Below are 24,389 nucleotides of genomic sequence, written 5' to 3'. Positions count from 1 at the left end.
CGCCGCCCCCTCCGCCGCGACACGGACGGCGGAGACGGCGAACGCGGAGCTGCGCGCGGACATCCGCCGCCTCGGCGACCTCCTCGGCGAGACCCTCGTCCGCCAGGAAGGCCAGGAACTCCTCGACCTCGTCGAGCGGGTCCGCGCCCTGACCCGCACCGACGGCGAGGCCGCCGCGGCCCTCCTCGGCGACACCGACCTGGAGACCGCCGCCAAGCTGGTGCGCGCCTTCTCCACCTACTTCCACCTCGCCAACGTCACCGAGCAGGTGCACCGCGGCAAGGAGCTGCGCGCCCACCGCGCCGCCGAGGGCGGGCTCCTCGCCCGCACCGCCGACATGCTCAAGGACGCCGACCCCGAGCACCTGCGCGAGACGGTCAAGAACCTCAACGTCCGCCCCGTCTTCACCGCGCACCCCACCGAGGCCGCCCGCCGCAGCGTCCTGAACAAGCTGCGCCGCATCGCCGCCCTGCTGGAGGAGCCCGTGTCCGGCGCCGGCGAGCGCCGCCGCCACGACCTGCGGCTCGCCGAGAACATCGACCTCGTCTGGCAGACCGACGAGCTCCGCGTCGTGCGCCCCGAGCCCGCCGACGAGGCCCGCAACGCCATCTACTACCTCGACGAGCTCCACGCCGGCGCCGTCGGCGACGTCCTGGAGGACCTCGCCGCCGAGCTCCAGCGCGTCGGCGTCGAACTGCCCGCCGGCACCCGCCCCCTCACCTTCGGCACCTGGATCGGCGGCGACCGCGACGGCAACCCCAACGTCACCCCCCAGGTCACCCGCGACGTGCTGATCCTCCAGCACGAACACGGCATCACCGACGCCCTCGAACTCGTCGACTTCCTGCGCAGCCTGCTCTCCAACTCCATCCGCATCGCCGGCGCCACCGAGGGCCTCCTCGCCTCCCTCCAGGCCGACCTGGAGCGCCTCCCCGAGATCAGCCCCCGCTACAAGCGGCTGAACGCCGAGGAGCCGTACCGCCTCAAGGCCACCTGCATCCGGCAGAAGCTCCTCAACACCCGCGAGCGCCTCGCCAAGGGCACCCCCCACGAGGAAGGCCGCGACTACCTCGGCACCGCCGAGCTCCTCGCCGACCTCACCCTCATCCAGACCTCCCTGCGCGAACACCGCGGCGCCCTCTTCGCCGACGGCCGCATGGACCGCACCATCCGCACCCTGGCCGCCTTCGGGCTCCAGCTCGCCACCATGGACGTACGCGAGCACGCCGACGCCCACCACCACGCCCTCGGCCAGCTCTTCGACCGGCTCGGCGAGGAGTCCTGGCGCTACGCCGACATGCCGCGCGACTACCGGCAGAAGCTCCTCGCCAAGGAACTCCGCTCCCGCCGCCCCCTCGCGCCCACCCCGGCCCCCCTCGACGCGGCAGGCCAGAAGACCCTCGGCGTCTTCACCGCCGTCAAGGACGCCTTCGAGAAGTTCGGCCCCGAGGTCATCGAGTCCTACATCATCTCGATGTGCCAGGGCGCCGACGACGTCTTCGCCGCCGCCGTACTCGCCCGCGAAGCCGGCCTCCTCGACCTCCACGCCGGGTGGGCCAAGATCGGCATCGTCCCGCTCCTGGAGACCACCGACGAGCTCCGCGCCGCCGACGTCATCCTCGACGAGATGCTCGCCGACCCCTCCTACCGGCGCCTCGTCTCCCTGCGCGGCGACGTCCAGGAGGTCATGCTCGGCTACTCCGACTCCAGCAAGTTCGGCGGCATCACCACCAGCCAGTGGGAGATCCACCGCGCCCAGCGCCGGCTCCGCGACGTCGCCCACCGCCACGGCGTCCGCCTGCGCCTCTTCCACGGCCGCGGCGGCACCGTCGGCCGCGGCGGCGGCCCCTCCCACGACGCGATCCTCGCCCAGCCCTGGGGCACCCTCGAAGGCGAGATCAAGGTCACCGAGCAGGGCGAGGTCATCTCCGACAAGTACCTCGTCCCGTCCCTGGCCCGCGAGAACCTGGAACTGACCGTCGCGGCCACCCTCCAGGCCTCCGCCCTGCACACCGCCCCGCGCCAGTCCGACGACGCCCTCACCCGCTGGGACGCGGCCATGGACATCGTCTCGGACGCCGCCCACGGCGCCTACCGCGAACTCGTCGAGGACCCGGACCTGCCCGCGTACTTCTTCGCGGCCACCCCCGTCGACCAGCTCGCCGACCTGCACCTCGGCTCCCGCCCCTCCCGCCGCCCCGACTCCGGCGCCGGCCTCGACGGCCTGCGCGCCATCCCGTGGGTCTTCGGCTGGACCCAGTCCCGCCAGATCGTCCCCGGCTGGTACGGCGTCGGCTCCGGCCTCAAGGCCCTGCGCGAAGCCGGCCAGGACACCGTCCTCGCCGAAATGGGCGAGCGCTGGCACTTCTTCCGCAACTTCCTGTCCAACGTCGAGATGACACTGGCCAAGACCGACCTGCGGATCGCCCGCCACTACGTCGACACCCTCGTCCCCGACGAGCTCAAGCACGTCTTCGACCGCATCCGGGCCGAGCACGAGCTCACCGTCCGCGAGGTCCTGCGCATCACCGGCGGGGAGCGGCTCCTCGACTCCCAGCCCGTCCTCCAGCAGACCTTCGCCGTCCGCGACGCCTACCTGGACCCGATCTCCTACCTCCAGGTATCCCTGCTGGCCCGCCAGCGCCAGGCCGCCGCCCGAGGCGAGGACCCGGACCCGCTGCTGGCCCGGGCCCTGCTGCTCACCGTCAACGGCGTCGCCGCCGGCCTGCGCAACACCGGCTGACCGGCCCCGCACACGGCCCCGCGAACGCAGGAAGCCCCCGCCGTCGGCGGGGGCTTCCTCGTACGCGTCAGGAGTTGTACGCCGACTGGGCGCGCTCCAGACCCTCCTGGACCAGGCACTCCACCGCGTCCGCCGACCGGTCCACGAACCAGTCCAGCTCCTTGCGCTCCGTCGAGGAGAAGTCCTTCAGCACGAAGTCCGCGACCTGCATCCGGCCCGGCGGACGGCCGATGCCGCACCGCACCCGGTGGTAGTCGGCGCCCATCGACTTCGTCATCGACTTCAGCCCGTTGTGGCCGTTGTCGCCGCCGCCCAGCTTCAGCCGCAGCGTCGCGTAGTCGATGTCCAGCTCGTCATGGACCGCGACGATCCGCTCCAGCGGCACCTTGTAGAAGTCCCGCAGCGCCGTCACCGGACCGCCGGACAGGTTCATGAACGACATCGGCTTCGCGATCACCACCCGGCGGTTCAGCGGCCCCGGCGGACCCATCCGGCCCTCGACCACCTGCGCCCGCGCCTTGTGCGCCTTGAACTTCCCGCCGATCCGCTCCGCCAGCAGGTCCGCCACCATGAAACCGATGTTGTGGCGGTTACCGGCGTACTCCGCCCCCGGGTTACCGAGACCGACGATCAGCCACGGCGCCGCGTCGTCCGACATCAAAAGCTCCTTAAGCCCGTGAACGAGAACGACCGCCGTCCCGCTCCAGTGGAGCCGGACGGCGGTCGGTCAGCAACTGCTGAGGGGGTGGGGCGAGGCTCAGGCCTCGGTGCCCTCGGCGGCCTCGGCGGCCGGCTCCTCGGCCTGCGGGGCGACGACCTGCAGGACGGCGGTCTCACCGTCGACGGCCAGCGTGGTGCCGGCCGGCAGGACCAGGTCCTTGGCGTGGATGGAGGCACCGGCCTCCAGGCCCGCGATGGACACGGTGACCTCGGTCGGGATGTGGGTGGCCTCGGCCTCGACCGTGATGGTCGACAGCAGGGTCTCCAGCAGGTTGCCGCCGGCGGCCAGGTCGCCCTCGGTCACGACCGGAACCTCGACCGTGACCTTCTCGCCCTTCTGGACGATCAGGAAGTCGACGTGCAGGATGTTGCGGCGCAGCGGGTGGCGCTGGACGGCCTTCGGGATGACCAGCTCGGTGCCGGCACCCTCGATGTCCAGGGAGAGCAGCGCGTTCGGGGTCTTCAGCGCCATCATCAGGGCGTGCGACTCGACACCGACGTGCTTCGGGGAGGTGCCGTGGCCGTAGATGACACCCGGCGTCAGGGCCTCGCGGCGGGACTGGCGGGCAGAGCCCTTGCCGAAGGTGTCACGGAGCTTGGCGGCAAGCTTGATCTCGGACATGTTCACTCCTCGTGGGGTGACGAAAACGGACAGAGGTCACCCGGCCGGAACGGCCTGCTACGAAGAGCGCGTCGATAACGGAGCACCCGTACCGGAAAACAGGTACGGCCTCCCTCGCCGAGCAACTCGTCGAGTGTACCCGGGAGGGAGGCCGCGCCCAAAAGGATCTAGCCCGGAGGCCGGCGCAGGGCCGTCAGGCCTACTGCTGCTCCTCGAACAGGCTCGTCACCGAACCGTCCTCGAAGACCTCGCGCACCGCGCGCGCCACCATCGGGGCGATCGACAGGACCGTGATCTTGTCGAGCTCCAGGTCGGACGGGTCCGGCAGGGTGTTCGTGAAGATGAACTCGCTGACCTTCGAGTTCTTCAGGCGGTCGGCCGCCGGGCCCGACAGGATGCCGTGCGTGGCCGTCACGATGACGTCCTCCGCGCCGTGCGCGAAGAGCGCCTCGGCGGCGGCGCAGATCGTGCCACCCGTGTCGATCATGTCGTCGACCAGGACGCAGACGCGGCCCTTGACCTCACCCACGACCTCGTGGACGGTCACCTGGTTGGCGACGTCCTTGTCGCGGCGCTTGTGCACGATCGCCAGCGGCGCGTCCAGACGGTCGCACCAGCGGTCGGCCACGCGCACGCGGCCGGCGTCCGGGGAGACGATCGTCAGCTTGGTGCGGTCCACCTTGGCGCCCACGTAGTCCGCGAGGACCGGCAGGGCCGACAGGTGGTCCACCGGACCGTCGAAGAAGCCCTGGATCTGGTCGGTGTGCAGGTCGACCGTCAGGATGCGGTCCGCACCCGCGGTCTTCAGCAGGTCCGCGACCAGGCGGGCCGAGATCGGCTCGCGGCCCTTGTGCTTCTTGTCCTGGCGGGCGTACCCGTAGGACGGGATGATCACGGTGATGGAGCGGGCCGACGCGCGCTTCAGCGCGTCGATCATGATCAGCTGCTCCATGATCCACTTATTGATCGGAGCCGTGTGGCTCTGGATCAGGAAGCAGTCCGCGCCGCGAGCCGACTCCTGGAAGCGGACGTAGATCTCGCCGTTCGCGAAGTCGAAAGCCTTGGTCGGCACGAGGCCGACACCGAGCTGGTGCGCGACCTCCTCGGCCAGCTCGGGGTGGGCGCGGCCGGAGAAGAGCATCAGCTTCTTCTCGCCGGTCGTCTTGATCCCGGTCACAGCACTGTCTCCTCAGACGTGTGAAAGCTGCTCGCCCCCGTGTGCGTCCGTCCCGCACACGGTGAGCCAGCCGAATTGCGTGCACCTATCACGGTACGCCGTCCTGGGCGTACCTGTTTCCGGTCAGTTCACCTCAATGGCTGCCGGAGTCCTTCTCCGCCGACGACTGCGCGGCCGTCGCCGCCGCGCTGCCGGGACGCTTGCGGGCCACCCAGCCCTCGATATTCCGCTGCTGGCCACGGGCCACGGCCAGCGCGCCGGGCGGCACGTCCTTCGTGATCACCGAGCCGGCGGCCGTGTAGGCACCGTCCCCGATGGTGACGGGAGCCACAAACATGTTGTCCGAACCCGTCTTGCAGTGTGAGCCGACCGTGGTGTGGTGCTTGTGCTCGCCGTCGTAGTTGACGAACACGCTCGCCGCGCCGATGTTCGTGTACTCGCCGATCGTCGCGTCGCCCACGTAGGAGAGGTGCGGCACCTTCGTGCCCTCGCCGATCGTCGCGTTCTTCATCTCGACGTACGTGCCGGCCTTCGACTTCACACCCAGGTTCGTACCCGGACGCAGGTACGCGAACGGACCCACCGAAGCCAGGTCGCCGATCACCGCGCCGTCCGCCACCGTGTTGTCCACCCGGGCGCCCGCACCCACGCGGGTGTCCTTCAGGCGGGTGTTCGGGCCGACCTCGGCCCCCTCGCCGATGTGCGTCGCGCCGAGCAGCTGCGTACCCGGGTGGACCACGGCGTCCTGCCCGAAGGTGACGGTCACGTCCACGAAGGTCCCCGCCGGGTCCACGACCGTCACGCCCGCCAGCATCGCCCGCTCCAGCAGACGCGCGTTCAGCAGCGCCCGCGCCTCGGCCAGCTGGACCCGGTTGTTGATCCCCAGGATCTGGCGGTGGTCGCTGCCGACCGCCGCGCCGACGCGGTGCCCCGCCTCGCGCAGGATCCCGAGCACGTCGGTGAGGTACTCCTCGCCCTGGCTGTTGTCGGTGCGCACCTTGCCGAGCGCGTCCGCGAGGAGCGCGCCGTCGAAGGCGAAGACCCCGGAGTTGATCTCCCGGATCGCGCGCTGCGCGTCGGTGGCGTCCTTGTGCTCGACGATGGCGGTCACGGCGCCGGTGGCCGGGTCGCGGACGATGCGGCCGTAGCCGGTGGAGTCGGGGACCTCGGCGGTGAGCACGGTGACGGCGTTGCCGTCGGCCTCGTGGGTGGCCGCGAGGGCGCGCAGGGTCTCGCCGGTGAGCAGCGGGGTGTCGCCGCAGACGACGATCACGGTGCCGGTCAGCTGGCCGCCGAGCTCCTCCAGGGCCATGCGGACGGCGTGGCCGGTGCCGTTCTGCTCGTACTGGACGGCGGTGCGGACGCCGGCGTCGACGCCGGCGAGGTGCGCGGTGACCTGCTCGCGGGCGTGGCCCACGACGACCACGAGGTGGGTCGGGTCCAGCTCGCGGGAGGCCGCGACCACGTGACCGACGAGCGAGCGCCCGCAGATCTCGTGCAGAACCTTGGGTGTGGCCGACTTCATGCGGGTGCCCTCACCCGCTGCGAGTACGACGACGGCTGCCGGGCGGGTTGCGCTCACGGGTGGGCCCTTCGGCTTCGGGGGTGGACCCGTGAAGGATAGCGGGGGGTCACGGCCCGGAAACGAGGCCGGGTCCCGACCGTGGTGGTCGGGACCCGAACGTGCCCAGCTCCCCCGCCAGGACTCGAACCCGGACATAAGGCACCAAAAGCCTCAGTGCTGCCAATTACACCACAGGGGATAGCCAACCCACTCGAATCGGACATCTGGTCGTCCTGGTCCAAGTTGATCGCTCCTACTATGCCGCACCCTGCCCCCTCGACGCGACGGTCAATGCGGCGGTGTGGACCGGCGCCTTTCGGCCGTCGGCGGTTCAGGGAATTTCGGCCCGTCGCTGTGCCGGGCCCGCTGCGTACGCTGGACGGCATGACCAGTACGGGGGATGAGCGCGAGGGGACGGGCCGGGACGGGCCCTGGTGGTGGGAGCGGCGGCGGGGGGCCGTGCTCGATGTGGGGCTCGGGGTGGCCTCGGCCGTCGAGTGCGCCTTCGAGGGGGTGCCGACCGCGCGCGAGGCCGGGGTGCCGGTGTGGGCAGGGGTGCTGTTCGGGGCGCTCGTGGGCTCGGCGCTGGCGCTGCGCAGGCGCTGGCCGGTCGCGGTGGTGCTCGTCGGGATCGCCGTCACGCCCGCCACGATGGGCTTCCTGCTGAGCGTCGTGGGGCTGTACACGCTGGCCGCCTGCGAGGTGCCCCGGCGGGTCCTCGCGACGCTGGCCTCGATGTCGCTGGCGGGGACGTTCGTGGTGACGTACGTACAGACCCGCGGGGACGTGGAGGCCGACGGCACGCTCGTGATCGTGCTGTCCGTGTTCATGGCGGTGGCGCTGACCGTGCCGCCGGTCCTGCTCGGGCTGTACGTGGGCGCGCGGCGCCGGCTGATGGAGAGCCTGCAGGAGCGGGCGGACTCGCTGGAGCGGGAGCTGTCGCTGCTGGCGGACCGGGCGGAGGAGCGGGCCGAGTGGGCCCGGCAGGAGGAGCGGACGCGGATCGCGCGGGAGATGCACGACGTGGTGGCGCACCGGGTGTCGCTGATGGTGGTGCACGCGGCGGCGCTGCAGGCGGTGGCGGCGAAGGATCCCGTGAAGGCGGTGCGGAACGCGGCGCTGGTGGGTGACATGGGGCGCCAGGCGTTGACGGAGCTGCGGGAGATGCTGGGGGTGCTGCGGGCTCCGGAGAAGCAGCCGGTGCGGGAGGTGTCCGCGCCGGCGGCCCTGGAGGAGGGGCCTTCGCTGGGGGAGCTGGAGGTGCTGGTGGGGCAGTCGCGGGCGGCCGGGATGGCCGTGGAGGTGCTGGTGCAGGGTGAGGGCGGCGGTTACCGGCCCGAGGTGGAGCAGACGGCGTACCGGGTGGTGCAGGAGGCGCTGACCAACTGCCACAAGCACGCCCCGGGCGCGCGGGTCGTCGTACGGCTGGCGCACCGGGAGGGGGAGGTGGCCATGCAGGTGGAGAACGGGCCGTGCGAGGGGGAGGCGCGGGGTGCCGATCTGCCCAGCGGGGGGAACGGGCTGGTGGGGATGCGGGAGCGGGTGCTGGGGCTGGGCGGGGTGTTCGTGTCCGGGCCGACGGACGCGGGCGGGTTCAAGGTGTCGGCCGTGCTGCCCGCCCGGTAGTCGCGGCGGGTCCGTCAGCCGGTGGTGAGGCGGGCGGGCTGGAGGCCGGTGAGGAGGAGGGTGAGGGCCTCGTCGAGTCCGGCGCCGAGGTACCAGTCGCCGGTGTGGTCGACGAGGTAGACGCGGCCTTCGCGGTCGATGGCGAGGTGCGAGCCGCCGTCGGTGCCCGCGCCGAGCGGGCAGAGCTGGGTGGACAGGGCGCGTCCGAGGTCGGCGAAGGTGCGGGCGAGGTGGAGGCCGGTCAGGGGGTCCACGCGTACGGGCGTGGGGGCTATCTGGCGGCCGGGGCCCGGGGCGGTGAGGGTGAGGCCGCCGAATTCGGCCCAGGCCTCGACGGCGGCGGGGAAGACGGTGTGCCGGTGGCCGGCGGGGGTGGTGTGGTCGCGCAGGGCGTCGGCCCAGTATTCGGCCTGCTTGATGTCCCAGCGGCCGGGTTCCCATCCGGCGGTGCGCAGGGCGGAGTCCACGGGGCCGGGGAACCGGGTGGCCGAGGAGCGGTCGTAGGAGGCGGAGGACGCGGTCATGGTGGCTACTCGGGGTGGGTGAGGTCGACGGGGCGTACGCCGAAGTGGTTGAGGAGCGCGTCGCAGGAGCGGCAGGGCGGCGCGTAGGTGCCGTGGAAGGGGTCGCCGTCCTCGCGGATGTGGCGGGCGGTTATGCGGGCGTGCTTGAGGGAGCGGCGGGCTTCGCTCGCCGAGAGCGGCTTGCGGGAGGCGCGCTTGCTGCGGGCGCCCTCGACGGCGGCGAGGTGGCGGGAGAGCAGGATGGCTTCGGGGCACCGGCCGGTGAAGCGCTCGCGCTGGCCGCTGGTGAGGGTGTCGAGGAAGTCCTGGACGAGGGGGTGCAGGGCGGGCGGCTGGTCGCCCTTGCCGGCGGTGCCGGTGAGGGTTTCCCCGCGGACGGAGAGCGCGGCGGCGACGGTGGGCAGGATGCCGTCCCGGCGGAAGCGGAGCACGGGTGTGGTCTGGGCGGTGCCGGTGCTGCTCCAGCGCAGGCGGGGGTCGCCCGCGGGGCCGGCGTCGGCCGGCTGCGGGCGGCCCGTGCGGGGTGCCGCGTTCTGTGTGGTCGCGGTCCGTGTGGTCGCGGTCTGCATGGTTGCTCTTCCCTCCCGTGGCGGCGGTGGTGGTCGCTGTCGCGCACGCCCCCGTGCTGCGGGACAGCCTGTCAAATGTCACCTGTCGCGCGGAAGCGGGGTCGAAGATTCGTATCAATTCGGATGTTCCCGCCCCGTCGGCGCACGCGTGGCTCGGGGGCGGGTGAGGGTCTTGCCGGAGCACATAGGCTGTGGTGAACCAGCCAGATCCAGCAGGGGGCTACCGCCATGACGACAGGTCGGCTCGGGCAGCAGGCCGCGCCACCCAACGCCGCTTACTCGGGGCAGGTCGTGCATTTCCCGGACCCGGTCCGGGCCGCTCGGCATCCCCACGGGGTGCGGATGGACGCCAACGGTCATCCCGATTTCTCGCGCTACGCGCGCGCGGCCGTGGAGATCGCCGAGCCCCCGGAGGGCTTCGGCGTGGACGAGCTGCGCCTGACGGACTTCGTGTCCGCCAACGCGGCGATGCGTGCCGCCGCCCACCCGCTGTGGGACACGGTGGGTCCGGCGGCGACCCCGCACGGCTGGACCTGGCACCACGTCGCCGGTTCGCGGCGGATGGAGCTGGTCCCGGTCGAGGTCAAGGCGCTGCTGCGGCACCACGCGGGTCTGGCGACGGCCCCGGTGGACCACGACAAGCGCGGGGCGCGGCCGCTGCAGGAGGCGCGTCCGGCGCACCTGGGGCTGCCGAAGGCCCTGGTGTCGGTGTCGGAGCTCCAGGTGCAGGGCGTCGAGGAGGACCTCGGCTACCGGCTGCCGGAGGCGTACCGGTCCTTCCTGAAGGCGGCGGGCGGCTGCGCGCCGGTGGGCGCGGGGCTGCTGGTGGAGCTGGGGCTGCTGGTGGACCAGCCGTTCTTCACGGTGCGTGAGGAGGCGGCGGTCAACGACCTGGTGTACGTCAACAAGTGTCTGCGGGACCACCTGACGAAGGACTACCTGTGCGTGGCCTTCGTGCAGGGCGGGCTGCTCGCGGTGAAGGTGAAGGGCGAGGGCGTGGGCTCCGTCTGGTTCTCCCCGTACGACGACGCGCGTGACCGGGACGGCTGGTCGGTGCAGGAGCGGGTGGAGCGTCTGTTGCTGCCGTGCGGTGCCGATTTCGATGCCTTCCTGGAGCGGTTGGCGGGTAATCCGCCGGAGCTGGAGACGGTGGCCGGTCTGATGGTGGACGGCGGATTCGCGCGTTCGGTTGCAGTGTCCGGCGCCGGCATGGGTGAGGGGTGAGGCCGTCGTGGTGACGTTCGCGCAGGCGCAGGAGCGCGCCGAGGAGTGGATCAACGGGGACGTGCCCGCGTACCAGCACCGTGAGGTGCGGGTACGGGAGTTCGGACTCGGGTTCGTGGTGTGGGCCGAGGACCGGGCGGCCGGTCCGGTGTCCGGTGGCGGCCGGCAGCGGCTGGTCATCGCGCGGGACAGCGGTGAGGTGACGCTGTGGCCGGGGCTGCCGGTGGGCGAGGTGATCCGGCGGTACGAGGAGGAGTACGGGGCGGCTGCCGCGTCTGCGGCTTCGGAGGCTTCGGTTCCGCCGCCGCGGATCGACTCGGAGCAGACCTCGTTCATGCTGACGCCGCCGCAGTGGCTGCAGGAGGCGGCGGACCGGGCGGGGATCCCGCCGGCGGGGGCTTCGGCTCCGGCTGCGGCTGCTGCTTCGGGTGCGGGTGCGGGTGCTTCGGAGGGTCCGGTTCCGCTCGGTCGCGGGGGTGAGGTGCCCTACGAGCCGACCGCGAACGACGGGGTGCCGGCCGGGTCCACGCCGTGGGCCGGTACGGACGTGAACTCCGGGGCCGACGACGGCTCCGTGCCGCTGCCCGCCACCGTGTTCGCGCCGCCGCTGTCCGGCTCCGACCTGGACGACGCGCCCTCCGCCTCGGGGGTGGCCCCGGAGGCCAAGACCACGCTGATGGCGGGCGGCAGCCAGCTGCCGAAGACGACCGTGGCTCCGGCGCTGGCGGTTCCGGCGGACGCCGCGGCCATCGCCGACGCGCCGACGAGCCGGGCCCGCGTCTCCCGGCCGGGCGGGGCCGCGCAGCCTCCGCAGGCACCGCAGGCACCGCCGGCCCCGCAGCAGCCGCCGCAGGCCGGTGCGCCCGGTGCGCCGGGTGCGCCCGGTGGTGGGGCGCAGTACGCCGCCACGATGCTGGCCGCGCCGGGCATGACGCCGACGCCTCCGGGGACGCCGCCGGCGCCTCCCGGTCCGCCCGGTCCGCCCGGGGCTCCGGGCGCTCCCGCGGCCCCTGGTGCGCCCGGTTCCCTGGGCGGGGGGCTGGACCACGCCGCGACCATGCTCGCCGGTCCGGCCGTGGTGCAGCCGCCCGGCCCGCCGGCGCCTCCTGGTCCGCCGGGTCCTCCGGCTCCGCCCGCGCCTCCTGGTGCTCCGGGTGCTCCCGGTACGCCTGGGGCTCCCGGGGCCGGCGCGCACCAGGCCGCGACCATGCTGGCGGCGCCGGGTGTGGTGCAGCCGCCCGGTGCTCCTGGTGCGCCGACGCCGCCTGGTCCGCCCGGTGCTCCCGGTGCGTCCGGCTCCCTGGGCGGCGGGGGGCTGGACCATGCCGCGACGATGCTCGCCGGTCCCGCCGTCGTACAGCCGCCCGGGCCTCCCGGTGCTCCGGGTGCGCCCGGTGCTCCCGGGGCCGGCGGGCACCACGCCGCGACCATGCTGGCCGGTCCCGGTGCGGTGCAGCCGCCCGGCCCGCCGCCCGGCACGCCTCCGGGCCCGCCGCCCGCCCCGGCCGGGCAGCCGCAGGCCCCGTCCGGCGCGCCCACGGTCGGCCCCGGCTACCAGGCGGTGCTGCGCTACCGCGCGCCCGACGGCTCCGAGCAGCAGCTGATCCGCCGCTCGGCGCCCGGTACCCCGCACCCCGAGTGGCAGATCCTGTACGAGCTCCGCGCGATGAACGTGCCGCCGCAGCAGGTGCTGGAGCTGCACACCGAGCTGGCCTCCTGTGAGCTGCCCGGCGGTTACTGCGCCCGGATGATCCGGGAGACCTGGCCGCAGGTGCGGATCACCAGCGTGGCCCCGTACGGGACCGACCACGCGGGCCGTCAGCAGGGCATGCGCCATCTGCTCACCCATCAGGGTGAGCTGCACCAGGTGGCCGACGGACCCGCGCGCCCCGCGCCGGTCCGGGCGCCGCTGCCGCAGGTCCCGCTCCAGCCGGCGATCCCGATGGACGCGATCGCGCAGGAGCTGGCGGGCGCCTTCGGGCCGCAGGGGGTCTTCCGCTTCGACCAGCGGGCGGTGTCCCGTCAGGGCGTGCCGGAGATCGTGGCGCAGACCCTGATGTGGGCGGGTCTGCCGGTCGACTTCGGGCCGTTCTTCTGGGCGCAGGCGGTGCCCGGCCAGCCGGTGCCGACGCTGGCCGAGCTGGCCGCGCAGCGCGGGGTGCAGCCGGCGTCCGACGCGGGCTCGTACCTGGTCGTCGGCAGCGACTTCGGCAAGGCGCTGTGCGTCCAGTACGGGACCGCTCACATAGTGGCGGTGCCGGTGGAGGCCGGTCCCGGCGGGGCGCCCGTGCCGCCGCAGTTCGTGAATTCGAGCCTGCCGCAGTTCGCGCGCTCGCTGGCGATGCTGGGTCACATGTGGCGGCTGCGCCAGCATCTGACGCCGGAGCAGGCCGGGCGTTGGACCGTCGATTTCCAGGCGAATCTGGCGGGTCTGGACAGCGCGGCGCTGGCCTCGCCGGAGAGCTGGTGGTCGGTGCTGCTGGAGCAGATGTGGGACGGACTGCTCTGACGGGATGACCGCAGACGTGGCCGGGCCGGGTCCCCTCGTGTGGGGGACCCGGCCCGGCCATTCCGGCTTCTGCGAGCAAATGACGCATCCTTGACAGCAATCCCCGCGAGAGAGGCGCTCCCAGGATGACTGCACCCTTTGCGACTGTGCGCGGTCGCGGCTACCGGATGGACGAAGTCGACCGGTATCTCGCGCGACTGTCCGGCAGCCGGGACGAGGCCTGGGAGCGGGTGGCGCGGCTGACCGTGCTGGCCCGTCAGATGGAGGCGGAGGCCGAACGGTTGCGGGCGGCCGTGGCCGCGCTGGCTCCGCAGACGTACGACGAGCTGAGCGAGCGCGCGCGGCGGATCCTGCAACTGGCGCAGGAGGAGGCGGAGGTCCTGCGGGAGGAGGCGCGGGCGGACGCGGCGGAGGCGGCGGGCGCGGCCGAGGCGCACGCCGACCGGGTGGCCGAGCTGGCGCGGCACGACGCGGAGGCGGTGCGCGAGCAGACCGAGGTGCGGGCGCGGCAGGGGCTGCTGCGGGCTCAGCGGGAGGCGGACGCGCTCCGGTCGGAGGCGCGGGAGGACGCGGCGGGGTGGCGGTCCGAGGCACAGGCCGCGCTGGCGGAGACGGGGCGCCGGGCGCGGGCGCTGCTCGCGGAGCGCGAGCAGGAGCAGGTCGAGCGGTGGGACGCGTCGGGGCGGGAGCTGGCGGCGCGGGCGGACGAGCAGGACGCGCGGTACGCGGAGCTGGAGCGGTACGCGGAGGCGCGGCTGGCGGAGGCGCGGCGGGGGTTCGCGGAGGCGGAGGAGTCGGCGCGGCACGGCCAGGAGGACGCGGAGGCGCGGGCGGAGGAGCTGGTCGCGCAGGCGCGGGTCCGGGAGGAGCGGACGGGGCGCGAGACGGACCGGATCCTGCGGGAGCACGCGGAGGCGCAGGAGGAGATGCGGGCCCACATGAGCCACGTCCGCTCCAGCCTGGCGGCTCTGACGGGGCGGGCGCCGGCGGAGGGGTAGGGGGTCGTCGTTGCCCTGGCCGGGCGGTTGCCCTGGCCGGGCCTCTGTCCTGGCCGGGCGGTTGGCGGTGAGGGCCGTTGCCTGGCTGGGCGGGGTGCCTGGGGGGTGGCTGCGGGGGCCGGGGTCGGGGGCGGGTGGGGTGTCGTCCGGGACGGGCTTCGATGTTCGGCGCCCGTTCCTGTTCCGGTTCGCGAGCGGTACCGCGCGCCGGATTCATCTCGTTTCAGTCCCGGCCAACACCCCACCCCGCCCCCGCCCCCTCACGTCACCGTCCGGCCCCGCCGACAGCCTCCAGCCCTGCCCGGGGACGCAGCTGGGGGCAGGGGACCGGCTCCCCCGAGGAGGAGCCCCAGTGCTTCGGCGGGGTAAAGGGGGCGGATCGAGCTGCCAAGTGGGTTGTCAGTGGGCGGCGTTAGCCTCGCGGTATGAGTTCCTCGCTGAGTGTGTACCTGCTTGATCTGAACGCTGCCCACGCCCTGGTCGGCTCCCGCGACGACGCGCTCCTGGACATCGTCCGGGAGAGGTTCGCCGCCGACCTGGCGCACGATGACGACTGGTTCGACTCCGAGATCGAGAACGGCGCGCCCACCGCGTACGAGGCGCTGCGCGCGGTGGTGTACGGCGGGCCGTTCAGTGAGGACCGGGAGCACGCCTTCCAGTACGCCTACGCCTACAAGCGGCTCTGTGGCCTGACCGGGACCTTCCTCGACAACTCCTCCTTCTCCCCGTACCGGGGCGACTGGCTGTCGATGGTCGACGCGGGGCTGCGCGCCCTGAAGGTCGACGCCGTTTCCGTCGAGGACTTCGACTTCTCCGATCTGCCCGGCGGGCTGCCGTCCACGTACACGCCGGGTTGCGGCGAGTGGACGTACGAGCAGTGCGTGAAGGCGCTGGAGCAGTTCGAGGAGACCAAGCGGCAGGGGCATGTCCCGCTGCTGGACAGCGAGGTGGCGGAGGCCGTCCAGGACGTGCTGGGGTGGCTGCGGCAGGTCGAGGCGCGGCCCGGGTTCGGGATCGTGGGTTTCCGGTCCTAGGAGGTGCGTGAGCTGTTGGGGCGGGCCGGCGTCGAGGGGGTGCCCGACCGGGTGCGCTTGCTGGGGCGGTGGGACGTCATGGGGGCCCGTGCGGAAACGATTCTTGGGGCTGGTGCCGGCCGCCCCGGCTTTGCCGCGCCGGCCTTGGGCGACAGCGTCGCCGTCGTTGCCGCGTCGTACCGGGCGGGGGCCGGCGTGCACGCGGTGCGCCGGCCCGGGAGCGTCACCGGCCGGCGGCGGTGGGAGTGAGGAAGTCGCGGATCAGCGGGGCGATTTCGGAGAGGTGGGTCTCCAGGGCGAAGTGGCCCGCGCCCTCGAAGACGTGTACCTCGGCGTGGGGCGCGTCGTGGAGGTACGCCTTGGCGCCCGCCGGGGTGAAGAAGGGGTCGCCGGCGCCCCAGGCGACGAGGACCGGGACGGCGGCCGTGCGGAGCCAGGCCTGCCAGGCGGGGTAGTGGGTGAAGTTCGAGGCGTAGTCGAAGGCGAGGTCGGCCTGGGCGTCGGCGCGGCCGGGCAGGCCGAGGTAGTGGACGTCGAGCGTCCAGTTGTCGGGGGAGACCAGGGAGGGGTCCGCGACGCCGGTCTCGTACTGGAAGCGGGTGCCCTCCTCGGTGAACAGGGCGCGGACGCGCTCCTCGTTGCCGGGCACCTCGCGCCGTAGCCCGGCGAACTCCCGGGCGGCGTCGGACAGGCCCTCGTCGTACGCGTTGCCGTTCTGGACGATCAGGTGCGTGACGCGGTCCGGCCGGCGGGTCGCGAGCCGCAGTCCGACGGGGGCGCCGAAGTCGAAGACGTACAGGGCGAAGCGGTCGAGGCCGAGGGCGTCGGTGAAGCCCTCCACGATGTCGGCGAGCCGGTCGAAGGTGTACGTGAACCCGTGCGGGGCGGTGGTGCGGCCGAAGCCGGGGTAGTCGGGGGCGATCAGCCGGTAGGGGGTGTCGCCGAGCGCGTCCATCAGGCGGGTGAACTGGTGCGAGGCGGTCGGGAAGCCGTGCAGGAGCAGCAGGACCGGGCCGTCGGCCGGGCCGCTCTCGCGGTAGGCGACGGTCACGCCGTCCACGTCGACGGTGCGGTGAGCGATCATCACATGCCTCCTTGGGCTTCGGTGGCATTAGTCTGCGGCAGGTGTGGCTAATGGGTCAAGAGGTATTGCTAGCATTAGCGGCGTGAACGTCTTCCCGCTGCTGGGCGAGCCCCTCGCCCTCGACCTGCTGAACACCCGGCCCGCCGGTGCCGGCGACCTCATCGCCGACCGGGCGGGACTCGCCGCCTGGCTGGCCGAGGAGCCCGGGCGGCTGAGCCACGTCGCGGAGGTCGGGGAGGCCGAGGTGGCCGCCGTGCACGCCGTGCGGGAGGCGGCCGGGCCGCTGCTCGCCGCCGCCCGGCGGGGTGAGCGTCCCCCGGCCGGCGAGCTGGCCGCGCTCAACGGGATCCTCGCCGCGGCCCCGGCCCGCACCGAGCTGGCCTGGACAGCGCTGACCGGCATGACGGCGGCCCCGTACCGGGAGGCCGCCCCGGCGCAGCGGCTCGCCGCGGAGCTCGCGGAGGCCGTGGTGCTGCTGCTGACGGACCCCCGGGTGACGGCGGTGCGCGAGTGCGAGGCGCAGGACTGCGTACTGCTCTTCCTGCCCGCGCACCCCCGCCGCCGCTGGTGCGTGGCTTCGGCCTGCGGCAACCGGGCCCGGGTGGCCCGTTACTACGCCCGGCACAAGGGGGAGGGCGCGTGAGCCGCGAGTGGGAGTCGCTGACCGAGACCGCCGAGGGGTGGCGGGTCAACCGGATCTCCCCGGAGGGGGCGGCGGGGTGAGCCCGTGGGGGGCAGGGTGGGTGAACCTCGGGGCGCGCTCCCGCTGAGGAAAGGTTTCGCCAACGCGTCGCGCTTCTACGCTCCGTCCCGGATGCCACCGGACCGGCATCCGCCCGTGGAAGAGAAGAACGGAACCCCCTCATGCGTCTTCGCACCACCGCCGTAGCCCTCGCCGGAGCCCTCACCCTCGTCCTGCCGACCGCCGCCACCGCGCTCGCGGACGACGGCAAGGCCCTCAGCTACAGCTTCCTCCAGGACGGCGAAAGCAAGACCGGGCAGGTGAGCGACCTGACCGAAGGCAAGTGCCAGCCGCTGGCCGTGACCGACGCCTCCTCGCTCGAGGAGGTCGCCAACGAGACCGACAAGGTGGCCCTGCTGTTCGACAACAAGAACTGCGACGGCGAGCCGGTCCTGGCCGCGGGCCCGGGGGAGAAGGCGGGCGACTTCCCGGCCGTCGCCGTCGTCTTCGAGGCCGCCGAGCCGGGCCAGAAGCCGGAGCAGAAGCCGGAGCAGGGCGAGAAGGACAAGCGCGAGGAGGCCGCCCAGGCCCCCGTCCAGGCGCCGGCCGAGAGCGACGGCAGCGACGCCGCCGACGAGGAGGAAGAGGCCGACTACTACGAATCCCCGTTCCGCACCCTGGGCTGATCTTCCCTTGACGAACGAGGGGCCCGGCACCCGAGGGTGCCGGGCCCCCGTCATGCCCGCCGGGCCGGAGCCGCGGGGGCGCCCTCGTAGCGGTACGGGTCGCTCCGCAGCCCGCGCGAGACGGCCACCACCGTGAACGGCGGCTTCGCCGTGGCCGGCAGCGGGGCCGTCAGGGCGCCGGTCGCCGCGTCCGGCGTCACCGCGAGCGGGGTGTCGTCCACCGTGAGGCGGGGCTCGGTGAAGCCGCCGCCCTCCACCCGGAGCAGCCCCTCGGGGGTGACGGTGACGTCGGTGATCACCGGGTTGGCGCGGGTGGCCATCTTGTTCACCAGGTAGGCCCCCGCCGGAGCGCCGGTCAGTGCCCAGATCTCGGCGGGCAGCCGGGGCAGCCCGCCGCCCACGTCGGAGAGGAAGAAGAGGACGACGTAGAGCATCGTGACCGCGCTCAGGGCCACGTACTGGAGGTCCACCAGGTCGGTCCGGCCGCTGTCGTTCGCGATCAGCTCACGCAGCGGGCGGCGGCCGCCGGGGGTGGGCTTGGGGGCCGGCTTGGCCATGCTGCCGTTCTCCACCCGGAAGCCGACGACGGCCTTCGCCGCGATCAGGGCCGCGTACGGGCCCCCGAGCAGCGGCAGGTACACCGAGGTCAGGGACGACAGCGGGCCGTCGGAGCCGGTGCCTCGGAAGTAGGAGATGCCGCCGCCGGCCGTCAGCCCGTACGCGAGGACCGCGAGCAGCAGCCAGACCAGGATCACCGTCCAGGCCAGCGCGAGGGTGGTGGAGGTGGAGAGCCGGCCGTCGCGGCCGGTGACGAAGCCCGGCCGGCGGCGCAGGCGCAGGGCCACCGGTCCGGCCAGGGCGGCCAGTAACGCGAGCGCGAAGAGTGCGGATGCCATGTCGTCCCCCCGGATACGGTCCTGGGCAAGAGGGTCACCCACCGGACCCGGACATGACAACCCGGCTGGCGGGCCGGAGCACGAGGAGCGGACCGGCCCGCCGCCGCCCCGCTACTCGTGCTCCGGCAGCACCGGGAACCTGCGCGGCGCCACCAGCAGCAGCACCAGCACCGCCGCCACCCCGGCGGCCGTCGCGCCGAGGAAGATGTGCTCCACCGCGGCCGCCACCGCCCCCCGCAGGTGCTCCGAGGCGGCCGGCGACAGGGCGCCGGGCTCCGCCAGGGCCCGCGACACGTCGTCGAGGCGCTCCGGCAGCCCCGGCAGCGGAGTCCCCGCCAGCCGGCCGGCGACGGTCGCGTTGGCCACCGCCCCCAGCAGCGCGGCCCCCACGCTCTGCCCGACGGTGCGGCAGAACAGCACCGAGGCCGTCGTGGTCCCCCGCTCGGCCCAGCCCACCGTGGACTGCACCCCGACCACCAGCGGCAGCTGGAAGAGCCCGAGGGCGGCGCCCAGCAGCAGCATCACCAGCGCGGGCTGCCACGGCCGCGCCGGGTACGGCAGCAGGGCGAAGGCGAACAGGACCACCGACGCCAGCCCCATGCCCAGGGCGGCGGTGTCGCGGAAGCCGATGCGCCGGTACACGTGCTGGCAGACGGCGGCCGACAGCGGCCAGCTCAGGGTCATCAGGGCGGTCAGGAGCCCGGCTCCGACCGGTCCGAGCCCGAGCACGGACTGGGCGTACGTCGGCATGAACACCATCGGGGCGACCATCAGCAGCCCCAGCGCCGCCATCGCCAGGTTCACGGCGGCGATGGTGCGCCGGCGCCACACCCAGCCGGGCAGGATCGGTTCCTCGGCCCGGCGCTCCACCCGGACCACCACCGCGGCCAGGACCGCGCTCGCGCCCAGCAGTGCCAGCGAGGGCGCCGACAGCCAGGGCCAGGCCACCCCTCCCTGCACCAGCGCGAAGAGCAGCAGCCCGCCGCAGGCGAAGACGGCGAGCGCCCCGGCCCAGTCCACCGGGCCCCGGCGGCCGGGGGAGCGTACGGGTTCCACGAGGTGGCGGGTGGTCAGCCAGAGGGCCAGCCCGGCCAGCGGCACGTTGATCAGGAAGGTCCAGCGCCAGCCCGCGTACCCGGCCAGCATTCCGCCGAACGCCGGGCCGAGCAGGGCGGAGCTCGCCCACACGGTGGTCATCCGGGCCTGTATGCGGGGGCGCTCGCGCAGCGGGTAGAGGTCGGCGGCCAGGGTCTGCACGGTGCTCTGCAGGGCTCCGCCTCCCAGCCCCTGGACGATCCGGAAGGCGATGAGCGCGGCCATGTTCCAGGCGGACGCGCACAGCAGGGAGCCGGCCAGGAAGAGGGCGGTGCCGAAGAGCAGGACGGGCTTGCGGCCGAAGGTGTCGCTGAGCTTGCCGTAGACGGGGAGGGTGACGGTGACGGCGAGGAGGTAGCCGGAGAACAGCCAGGAGAAGACGGAGAACCCGCCGAGGTCCCCGACGATCTGCGGGACGGCGGTGGAGACGATCGTGCTGTCGAGCGCGACCAGGGCCATGCTCAGCATCAGCGACACCACCACCCGGGTGGGCGGCCGTCCGCGCACGCCCCCGTCGGCCCCGGGGCCCGCCGCGGCAGCCGCCCCGGAGTCCGGTCCCGAGGCCGTTCCGGGTACGGGGTCGTCCGCGGAGGCCCTTCCCCCGGTGGGGCGTGCGGGGTCCGCCGTCCCCTCCGCGGAGGCTTCCGTGGAGCTTTTCGCCCCGTAATCTCCTGCTTCCACCACGTTCCCCTCGTCTGCGGGGAACACCATCTCACCGGGCCGCTCCGGGCGGAATCCCCGTCTCACGGGCGCCCGGTCCCTCGGCGACCCCTACCCCGGGTCCGTCGAAGGGTGGACAACCCCTAGGGGTAGCTCAGCATTTGGGCCCAGGGGACGTTCGTCCCGGCGGAGGAGGCCGAAAGGCCCGCGAGGTCCTTAACTGGTTCATACGAGCGGGGCCGCCGGGGGGCGGGGTGGGGTTAACCCCCCGGTGGATACGGCGATGGGCACCAGCGCGCCCGGTGCCTCCCGCACCGCAGACTTCGACGGCGACGACGACGCACGTACCGGCGCGGACGCACGTACGCGTACGGCAGGGCCACCCGCGCCTCGGGCGCAACGCACACGCACACGCACACCAACAGGGGAGACAGCACCGTGACAACGGCGATGACCGAGACCAGGCACGGGAGCGGCGGGGGACAGAACTCCGTCGCGGCCCGGGCGCGCCAGGTCGTCAAGGCCTACGGCTCCGGCGAGACCCGCGTCGTCGCCCTCGACCACGTGGACGTGGACATCCACCGCGGCCAGTTCACCGCGATCATGGGCCCCTCCGGCTCCGGCAAGTCCACGCTGATGCACTGCCTGGCCGGGCTGGACACGGTGACCGGCGGGCAGATCCACCTGGAGGACACCGAGATCACCGGCCTGAAGGACAAGAAGCTCACGCAGCTGCGCCGGGACAAGATCGGCTTCATATTCCAGGCGTTCAACCTGCTGCCGACGCTCAACGCCCTGGAGAACATCACCCTCCCCATGGACATCGCGGGCCGCAAGCCGGACCCGCAGTGGCTGGACCGGGTCGTCCAGACGGTCGGCCTCGCGGGCCGCCTCAAGCACCGCCCGACCGAGCTGTCCGGCGGCCAGCAGCAGCGCGTGGCGGTCGCCCGCGCCCTCGCCGCACGCCCGGCGATCATCTTCGGCGACGAGCCGACCGGAAACCTGGACTCCCGCGCCGGCGCCGAGGTCCTCGGCTTCCTGCGCCAGTCGGTCGACCAGCTGGGCCAGACCATCGTGATGGTCACCCACGACCCGGTCGCCGCCTCCTACGCGGACCGCGTCATCTTCCTCGCCGACGGCCGCATCGTCGACGAGATGCACGGGCCCACCGCCGACCAGGTGCTCGACCGGATGAAGGACTTCGACGCGCGCGGGCGGACCTCGTGACCGTCATGAAGACCGCGCGGCGCAACTTCCTCGCGCACAAGGGCAGGATGGCGCTCTCCGCGGTCGCCGTACTGCTGTCGGTCGCCTTCGTCTGCGGGACCCTGGTGTTCACGGACACCATGAACACCACCTTCGACAAGCTGTTCGCGGTCACCAGCTCCGACGTCACCGTCAGCCCCAAGGAAGCCGAGGAAGGGGAGGAGATCTCCAGCCGCGGCAAGCCGGAGGGGCTGCCCGGCTCGGTCGTGGAGAAGGTGCGCGGCGCCGAGGGCGTCAAGTCCGCCGAGGGCGGCGTCGTCTCGATGGCCGTGACGGTCGTCAACTCCAAGAACGAGAACATGGGGTCGACCACCGGAGCCCCGACCATCGCGGGCAACTGGAACGACAACGAGCTCAAGTCGATGAAGATCACCTCCGGCCACGCCCCGCGCGGCCCCACCGAGGTGATGGTCGACGCCGACACGGCCGACAAGCACAAGCTGAAGCTCGGGGACGAGCTGCGCACCATCGCCGTCACCGGTGACATCAGGGCGAAGATCAGCGGTATCGCCTCCTTCACCGTGACCAACCCGGGCGCGGCCATCGTCTACTTCGACACCGCCACCGCCCAGGAGAAGCTGCTCGGCGCCCCGGGCACCTTCACCCACGTCAACGTCACCGCCAAGGACGGCGTGACCCACGAGCAGCTGAAGAAGAACGTGGCGGGCGCGGTCGGCGCCGACACGTACAAGCTGCAGACCGCCAAGGAAGCCGCCGCCGCCAACAAGAAGGACATGGGCTTCCTCGACGTCATGAAGTACGTGATGCTCGGCTTCGCCGGCATCGCCTTCCTCGTCGGCATCTTCCTGATCTTCAACACCTTCTCGATGCTGGTGGCCCAGCGCACCCGCGAGATCGGCCTGATGCGCGCCATCGGCTCCGACCGGGGCCAGATCAACCGCTCGGTCCTCATCGAGGCCTTCCTGCTCGGCGTCGTCGGCTCCCTCGCCGGGGTCGCGGCGGGCGTGGGCCTGGCCGTCGGCCTGATGAAGCTCATGGGCCAGCTGGGCATGCAGCTGTCCACCGGCGACCTGACGGTCAAGTGGACGACCCCGGTCGTCGGCCTGGTCCTGGGCGTCGTCGTCACCGTGGTCGCCGCCTACGTCCCGGCCCGCCGGGCCGGCAAGGTCTCCCCGATGGCCGCCCTGCGCGACGCCGGAACCCCCGGCGACAAGAAGGCCGGCAAGGTCCGCGCGGCCCTCGGCCTGGTCCTCACGGGCATCGGCGCGGCGGCCCTGTTCCTCGCCGGAGCCGCCGAGAAGGCCTCCGAGGGCTCGCTGTGGCTGGCCGTCGGCGTGCTGTTCAGCCTCATCGGCTTCATCGTGATCGGCCCGCTGCTGGCCGGCGTCGTCGTCCGGGTGCTCGCCGCCCCGGTGCTGCGGCCCTTCGGGTCCGTGGGCCGGCTCGCCGAGCGCAACGCGCTGCGCAACCCGCGCCGCACCGGCGCCACGGCCGCCGCGCTGATGATCGGACTGGCGCTGGTCGCCTGCCTGTCGGTGGTCGGCTCCTCCATGGTGGCCTCCGCCACCGACGAGCTCGACCGCACCGTCGGCGCCGACTACATCGTGGGCTCGCAGAACGGCCAGCCGATGATGCCGCAGGCCGAGCAGGCCATGCGGGCCACCAAGGGCCTGGACCACGTCACCGCGTACCGCGAGGTCGAGGCGAAGATCACCGCCCCGGACGGTACCTCCGCCCAGGACCGGATCAGCGTCACCGACCCGACGTACGCCCAGGACGTACGCCGCAAGATGACCGCGGGCGAGCACAAGGACGCGTACGCGGCCGGCTCCATGGCGGTGGGTTCCCTCTACGCCGACAAGCACCACGTCAAGGTCGGCGACGAGCTGACGGTGGCCTTCAACGGCGGCAAGACCGTCAAGCTGAAGGTCGCCGCGATCACCTCGGACGAGGGCAACCTCGACAAGGGCGTGAAGTACGTCAGCACCGCGACCGCCGAGGCCAACATCCCGGCCGACCAGCTGGCGCGCCCGTTCATGCTGCTGGCCAAGGCCGAGAAGGGGCAGGCCGACAGCGCGTACACGGCGCTCAAGGCGGCCATGGCCGAGTACCCGCAGTACAAGGTGCTCAACCAGACCGACTACAAGCAGGACCTCAAGGACCAGGTCGGGCAGCTGCTCAACATGGTCTACGGGCTCCTCGCCCTCGCGATCATCGTCGCGGTGCTGGGTGTCGTGAACACCCTGGCCCTCTCGGTGGTCGAGCGGACCCGCGAGATCGGCCTGATGCGCGCCATCGGCCTCTCCCGCCGCCAGCTGCGCCGCATGATCCGCCTGGAGTCGGTGGTCATCGCCCTCTTCGGCGCCCTGCTGGGCCTCGGCCTGGGCATGGGCTGGGGCGCCACCGCCCAGCAGCTCCTCGCCCTCCAGGGGCTGAAGGTGCTGGAGATCCCGTGGCCGACCATCATCGGCGTCTTCGCCGGCTCGGCCCTGGTGGGCCTGTTCGCCGCACTGGTCCCGGCCTTCCGGGCGGGGCGGATGAACGTTCTGAACGCGATCGCCAGCGAATAGCGGGGGCGGTCGTACGGGGGAAAGCAACGGGGGAACCACGGGGGAAAGCACGGGGGAACCACGGGGGAGCGCGGGGGGGGGGGGGGGGGGGGGGGGGGGGGGGGGGGGGGGGGGGGGGGGGGGGGGGGGGGGGGGGGGGAGGGAGGGGAGGGGGGGGGGGGGGAGATGACCGATGCGCT

The 24,389-nt window shown here is 73.1% G+C and carries 19 protein-coding genes and 1 tRNA gene; 10 read left to right on the top strand and 10 right to left on the bottom strand.

The annotated features are described in order from the left end of the window. Positions 1-49: 49 nt before the first annotated feature. Positions 50-2,743 (top strand): phosphoenolpyruvate carboxylase, encoded by a 2,694-nt coding sequence (gene ppc / locus ACZ7IF_RS09885; RefSeq protein ID WP_470966751.1) that lies wholly within the window; start codon positions 50-52, stop codon positions 2,741-2,743. A gap of 67 nt (positions 2,744-2,810) precedes the next feature. Here the strand turns inward: ppc and pth are convergent, their stop codons facing one another. From pth to ACZ7IF_RS09860, 5 genes are all read right to left on the bottom strand, one after another. After that, complete coding sequence (pth, locus tag ACZ7IF_RS09880) at positions 2,811-3,401, bottom strand: aminoacyl-tRNA hydrolase (RefSeq protein ID WP_470965834.1); 591 nt, start codon at positions 3,399-3,401, stop codon at positions 2,811-2,813. A 99-nt stretch (positions 3,402-3,500) separates the two neighbouring features. Beyond that, a complete protein-coding gene (locus tag ACZ7IF_RS09875; RefSeq protein ID WP_470965831.1) occupies positions 3,501-4,085 on the bottom strand; it encodes a 50S ribosomal protein L25/general stress protein Ctc in 585 nt (194 codons plus the stop codon). A 199-nt stretch (positions 4,086-4,284) separates the two neighbouring features. Then, entirely contained in the window at positions 4,285-5,262 is a 978-nt protein-coding gene (locus ACZ7IF_RS09870) for a ribose-phosphate diphosphokinase (protein WP_361600702.1), read from the bottom strand. A 133-nt stretch (positions 5,263-5,395) separates the two neighbouring features. Continuing rightward, positions 5,396-6,844: a bifunctional UDP-N-acetylglucosamine diphosphorylase/glucosamine-1-phosphate N-acetyltransferase GlmU gene (gene glmU, locus ACZ7IF_RS09865; RefSeq protein WP_470965826.1), complete on the bottom strand. Its 1,449-nt coding sequence runs from the start codon at positions 6,842-6,844 to the stop codon at positions 5,396-5,398. A 109-nt stretch (positions 6,845-6,953) separates the two neighbouring features. Continuing rightward, positions 6,954-7,025: transfer RNA gene (locus tag ACZ7IF_RS09860), tRNA-Gln, on the bottom strand. 185 nt (positions 7,026-7,210) lie between these two features. Between ACZ7IF_RS09860 and ACZ7IF_RS09855 the strand changes: the two genes are divergently transcribed. Continuing rightward, the gene (locus ACZ7IF_RS09855; protein WP_470965823.1) at positions 7,211-8,452 is read left to right on the top strand and encodes a sensor histidine kinase; all 1,242 of its coding nucleotides are present in this window, start codon (positions 7,211-7,213) and stop codon (positions 8,450-8,452) included. Between the two features lie 14 nt (positions 8,453-8,466). On the opposite strand, the gene ACZ7IF_RS09850 is transcribed toward ACZ7IF_RS09855, so the two are convergent. Both ACZ7IF_RS09850 and ACZ7IF_RS09845 read right to left on the bottom strand, forming a co-directional pair. Beyond that, on the bottom strand, positions 8,467-8,976 hold the full coding sequence (locus ACZ7IF_RS09850; protein WP_470965820.1) for an SUKH-3 domain-containing protein: 510 nt from the start codon (positions 8,974-8,976) through the stop codon (positions 8,467-8,469). 5 nt (positions 8,977-8,981) lie between these two features. Beyond that, positions 8,982-9,545, bottom strand: a complete 564-nt coding sequence (locus ACZ7IF_RS09845) for a YwqJ-related putative deaminase (RefSeq protein ID WP_470965817.1) — start codon at positions 9,543-9,545, stop codon at positions 8,982-8,984. Positions 9,546-9,773: 228 nt separating this feature from the next. On the opposite strand from ACZ7IF_RS09845, the gene ACZ7IF_RS09840 reads away from it, so the two are divergent. The 4 genes from ACZ7IF_RS09840 to ACZ7IF_RS09825 all read left to right on the top strand — a co-directional run bounded on the left by ACZ7IF_RS09840 (position 9,774) and on the right by ACZ7IF_RS09825 (position 15,310). Further along, on the top strand, positions 9,774-10,769 hold the full coding sequence (locus ACZ7IF_RS09840) for an SMI1/KNR4 family protein (RefSeq protein WP_470965813.1): 996 nt from the start codon (positions 9,774-9,776) through the stop codon (positions 10,767-10,769). A gap of 7 nt (positions 10,770-10,776) precedes the next feature. Beyond that, the gene (locus ACZ7IF_RS09835; RefSeq protein WP_470965809.1) at positions 10,777-13,278 is read left to right on the top strand and encodes an SUKH-4 family immunity protein; all 2,502 of its coding nucleotides are present in this window, start codon (positions 10,777-10,779) and stop codon (positions 13,276-13,278) included. A 125-nt stretch (positions 13,279-13,403) separates the two neighbouring features. Then, positions 13,404-14,276 (top strand): DivIVA domain-containing protein, encoded by an 873-nt coding sequence (locus ACZ7IF_RS09830; RefSeq protein ID WP_470965805.1) that lies wholly within the window; start codon positions 13,404-13,406, stop codon positions 14,274-14,276. A gap of 425 nt (positions 14,277-14,701) precedes the next feature. Continuing rightward, positions 14,702-15,310, top strand: coding sequence for a DUF7691 family protein (locus ACZ7IF_RS09825; RefSeq protein ID WP_470965802.1), 609 nt, complete (start codon positions 14,702-14,704; stop codon positions 15,308-15,310). Between the two features lie 223 nt (positions 15,311-15,533). Here the strand turns inward: ACZ7IF_RS09825 and ACZ7IF_RS09820 are convergent, their stop codons facing one another. Further along, entirely contained in the window at positions 15,534-16,394 is an 861-nt protein-coding gene (locus ACZ7IF_RS09820; protein WP_470965798.1) for an alpha/beta fold hydrolase, read from the bottom strand. A gap of 82 nt (positions 16,395-16,476) precedes the next feature. Here ACZ7IF_RS09820 and ACZ7IF_RS09815 point away from each other — a divergent pair, with 82 nt between their 5' ends. Further along, positions 16,477-17,037, top strand: coding sequence for a CGNR zinc finger domain-containing protein (locus ACZ7IF_RS09815; protein WP_470965795.1), 561 nt, complete (start codon positions 16,477-16,479; stop codon positions 17,035-17,037). Between the two features lie 221 nt (positions 17,038-17,258). Further along, positions 17,259-17,762: a hypothetical protein gene (locus ACZ7IF_RS09810; RefSeq protein ID WP_470965790.1), complete on the top strand. Its 504-nt coding sequence runs from the start codon at positions 17,259-17,261 to the stop codon at positions 17,760-17,762. A 50-nt stretch (positions 17,763-17,812) separates the two neighbouring features. Here the strand turns inward: ACZ7IF_RS09810 and ACZ7IF_RS09805 are convergent, their stop codons facing one another. Together ACZ7IF_RS09805 and ACZ7IF_RS09800 are read right to left on the bottom strand one after the other, a co-directional pair. After that, entirely contained in the window at positions 17,813-18,658 is an 846-nt protein-coding gene (locus tag ACZ7IF_RS09805; protein ID WP_470965787.1) for a hypothetical protein, read from the bottom strand. Between the two features lie 111 nt (positions 18,659-18,769). Then, a complete protein-coding gene (locus ACZ7IF_RS09800) occupies positions 18,770-20,464 on the bottom strand; it encodes an MDR family MFS transporter (RefSeq protein ID WP_470965784.1) in 1,695 nt (564 codons plus the stop codon). A 399-nt stretch (positions 20,465-20,863) separates the two neighbouring features. On the opposite strand from ACZ7IF_RS09800, the gene ACZ7IF_RS09795 reads away from it, so the two are divergent. After that, entirely contained in the window at positions 20,864-21,640 is a 777-nt protein-coding gene (locus ACZ7IF_RS09795; RefSeq protein WP_470966745.1) for an ABC transporter ATP-binding protein, read from the top strand. Next, the gene (locus tag ACZ7IF_RS09790) at positions 21,637-24,210 is read left to right on the top strand and encodes an ABC transporter permease (protein ID WP_470965781.1); all 2,574 of its coding nucleotides are present in this window, start codon (positions 21,637-21,639) and stop codon (positions 24,208-24,210) included. Before ACZ7IF_RS09795 ends, ACZ7IF_RS09790 begins: the two co-directional genes overlap by 4 nt. Positions 24,211-24,389 lie beyond the last annotated feature (179 nt).

The organism is Streptomyces sp. NPDC037421 (assembly GCF_055602105.1).
The sequence above is the reverse complement of the archived record's forward strand: the minus strand, read 5'-3'. Positions and strand labels throughout refer to the sequence as shown.

What these genes read in the sequence shown, in the direction of transcription:
- pth (WP_470965834.1), bottom strand. Translation starts at nt 3,401, where the DNA reads ATGTCGGACGACGCGGCGCCGTGGCTGATCGTCGGTCTCGGTAACCCG.
- ACZ7IF_RS09875 (WP_470965831.1), bottom strand. Translation starts at nt 4,085, where the DNA reads ATGTCCGAGATCAAGCTTGCCGCCAAGCTCCGTGACACCTTCGGCAAG.
- ACZ7IF_RS09855 (WP_470965823.1), top strand. Translation starts at nt 7,211, where the DNA reads ATGACCAGTACGGGGGATGAGCGCGAGGGGACGGGCCGGGACGGGCCC.
- ACZ7IF_RS09850 (WP_470965820.1), bottom strand. Translation starts at nt 8,976, where the DNA reads ATGACCGCGTCCTCCGCCTCCTACGACCGCTCCTCGGCCACCCGGTTC.
- ACZ7IF_RS09845 (WP_470965817.1), bottom strand. Translation starts at nt 9,545, where the DNA reads ATGCAGACCGCGACCACACGGACCGCGACCACACAGAACGCGGCACCC.
- ACZ7IF_RS09840 (WP_470965813.1), top strand. Translation starts at nt 9,774, where the DNA reads ATGACGACAGGTCGGCTCGGGCAGCAGGCCGCGCCACCCAACGCCGCT.
- ACZ7IF_RS09830 (WP_470965805.1), top strand. Translation starts at nt 13,404, where the DNA reads ATGACTGCACCCTTTGCGACTGTGCGCGGTCGCGGCTACCGGATGGAC.
- ACZ7IF_RS09825 (WP_470965802.1), top strand. Translation starts at nt 14,702, where the DNA reads ATGAGTTCCTCGCTGAGTGTGTACCTGCTTGATCTGAACGCTGCCCAC.
- ACZ7IF_RS09820 (WP_470965798.1), bottom strand. Translation starts at nt 16,394, where the DNA reads ATGATCGCTCACCGCACCGTCGACGTGGACGGCGTGACCGTCGCCTAC.
- ACZ7IF_RS09810 (WP_470965790.1), top strand. Translation starts at nt 17,259, where the DNA reads ATGCGTCTTCGCACCACCGCCGTAGCCCTCGCCGGAGCCCTCACCCTC.
- ACZ7IF_RS09805 (WP_470965787.1), bottom strand. Translation starts at nt 18,658, where the DNA reads ATGGCATCCGCACTCTTCGCGCTCGCGTTACTGGCCGCCCTGGCCGGA.
- ACZ7IF_RS09800 (WP_470965784.1), bottom strand. Translation starts at nt 20,464, where the DNA reads ATGGTGTTCCCCGCAGACGAGGGGAACGTGGTGGAAGCAGGAGATTAC.
- ACZ7IF_RS09795 (WP_470966745.1), top strand. Translation starts at nt 20,864, where the DNA reads ATGACCGAGACCAGGCACGGGAGCGGCGGGGGACAGAACTCCGTCGCG.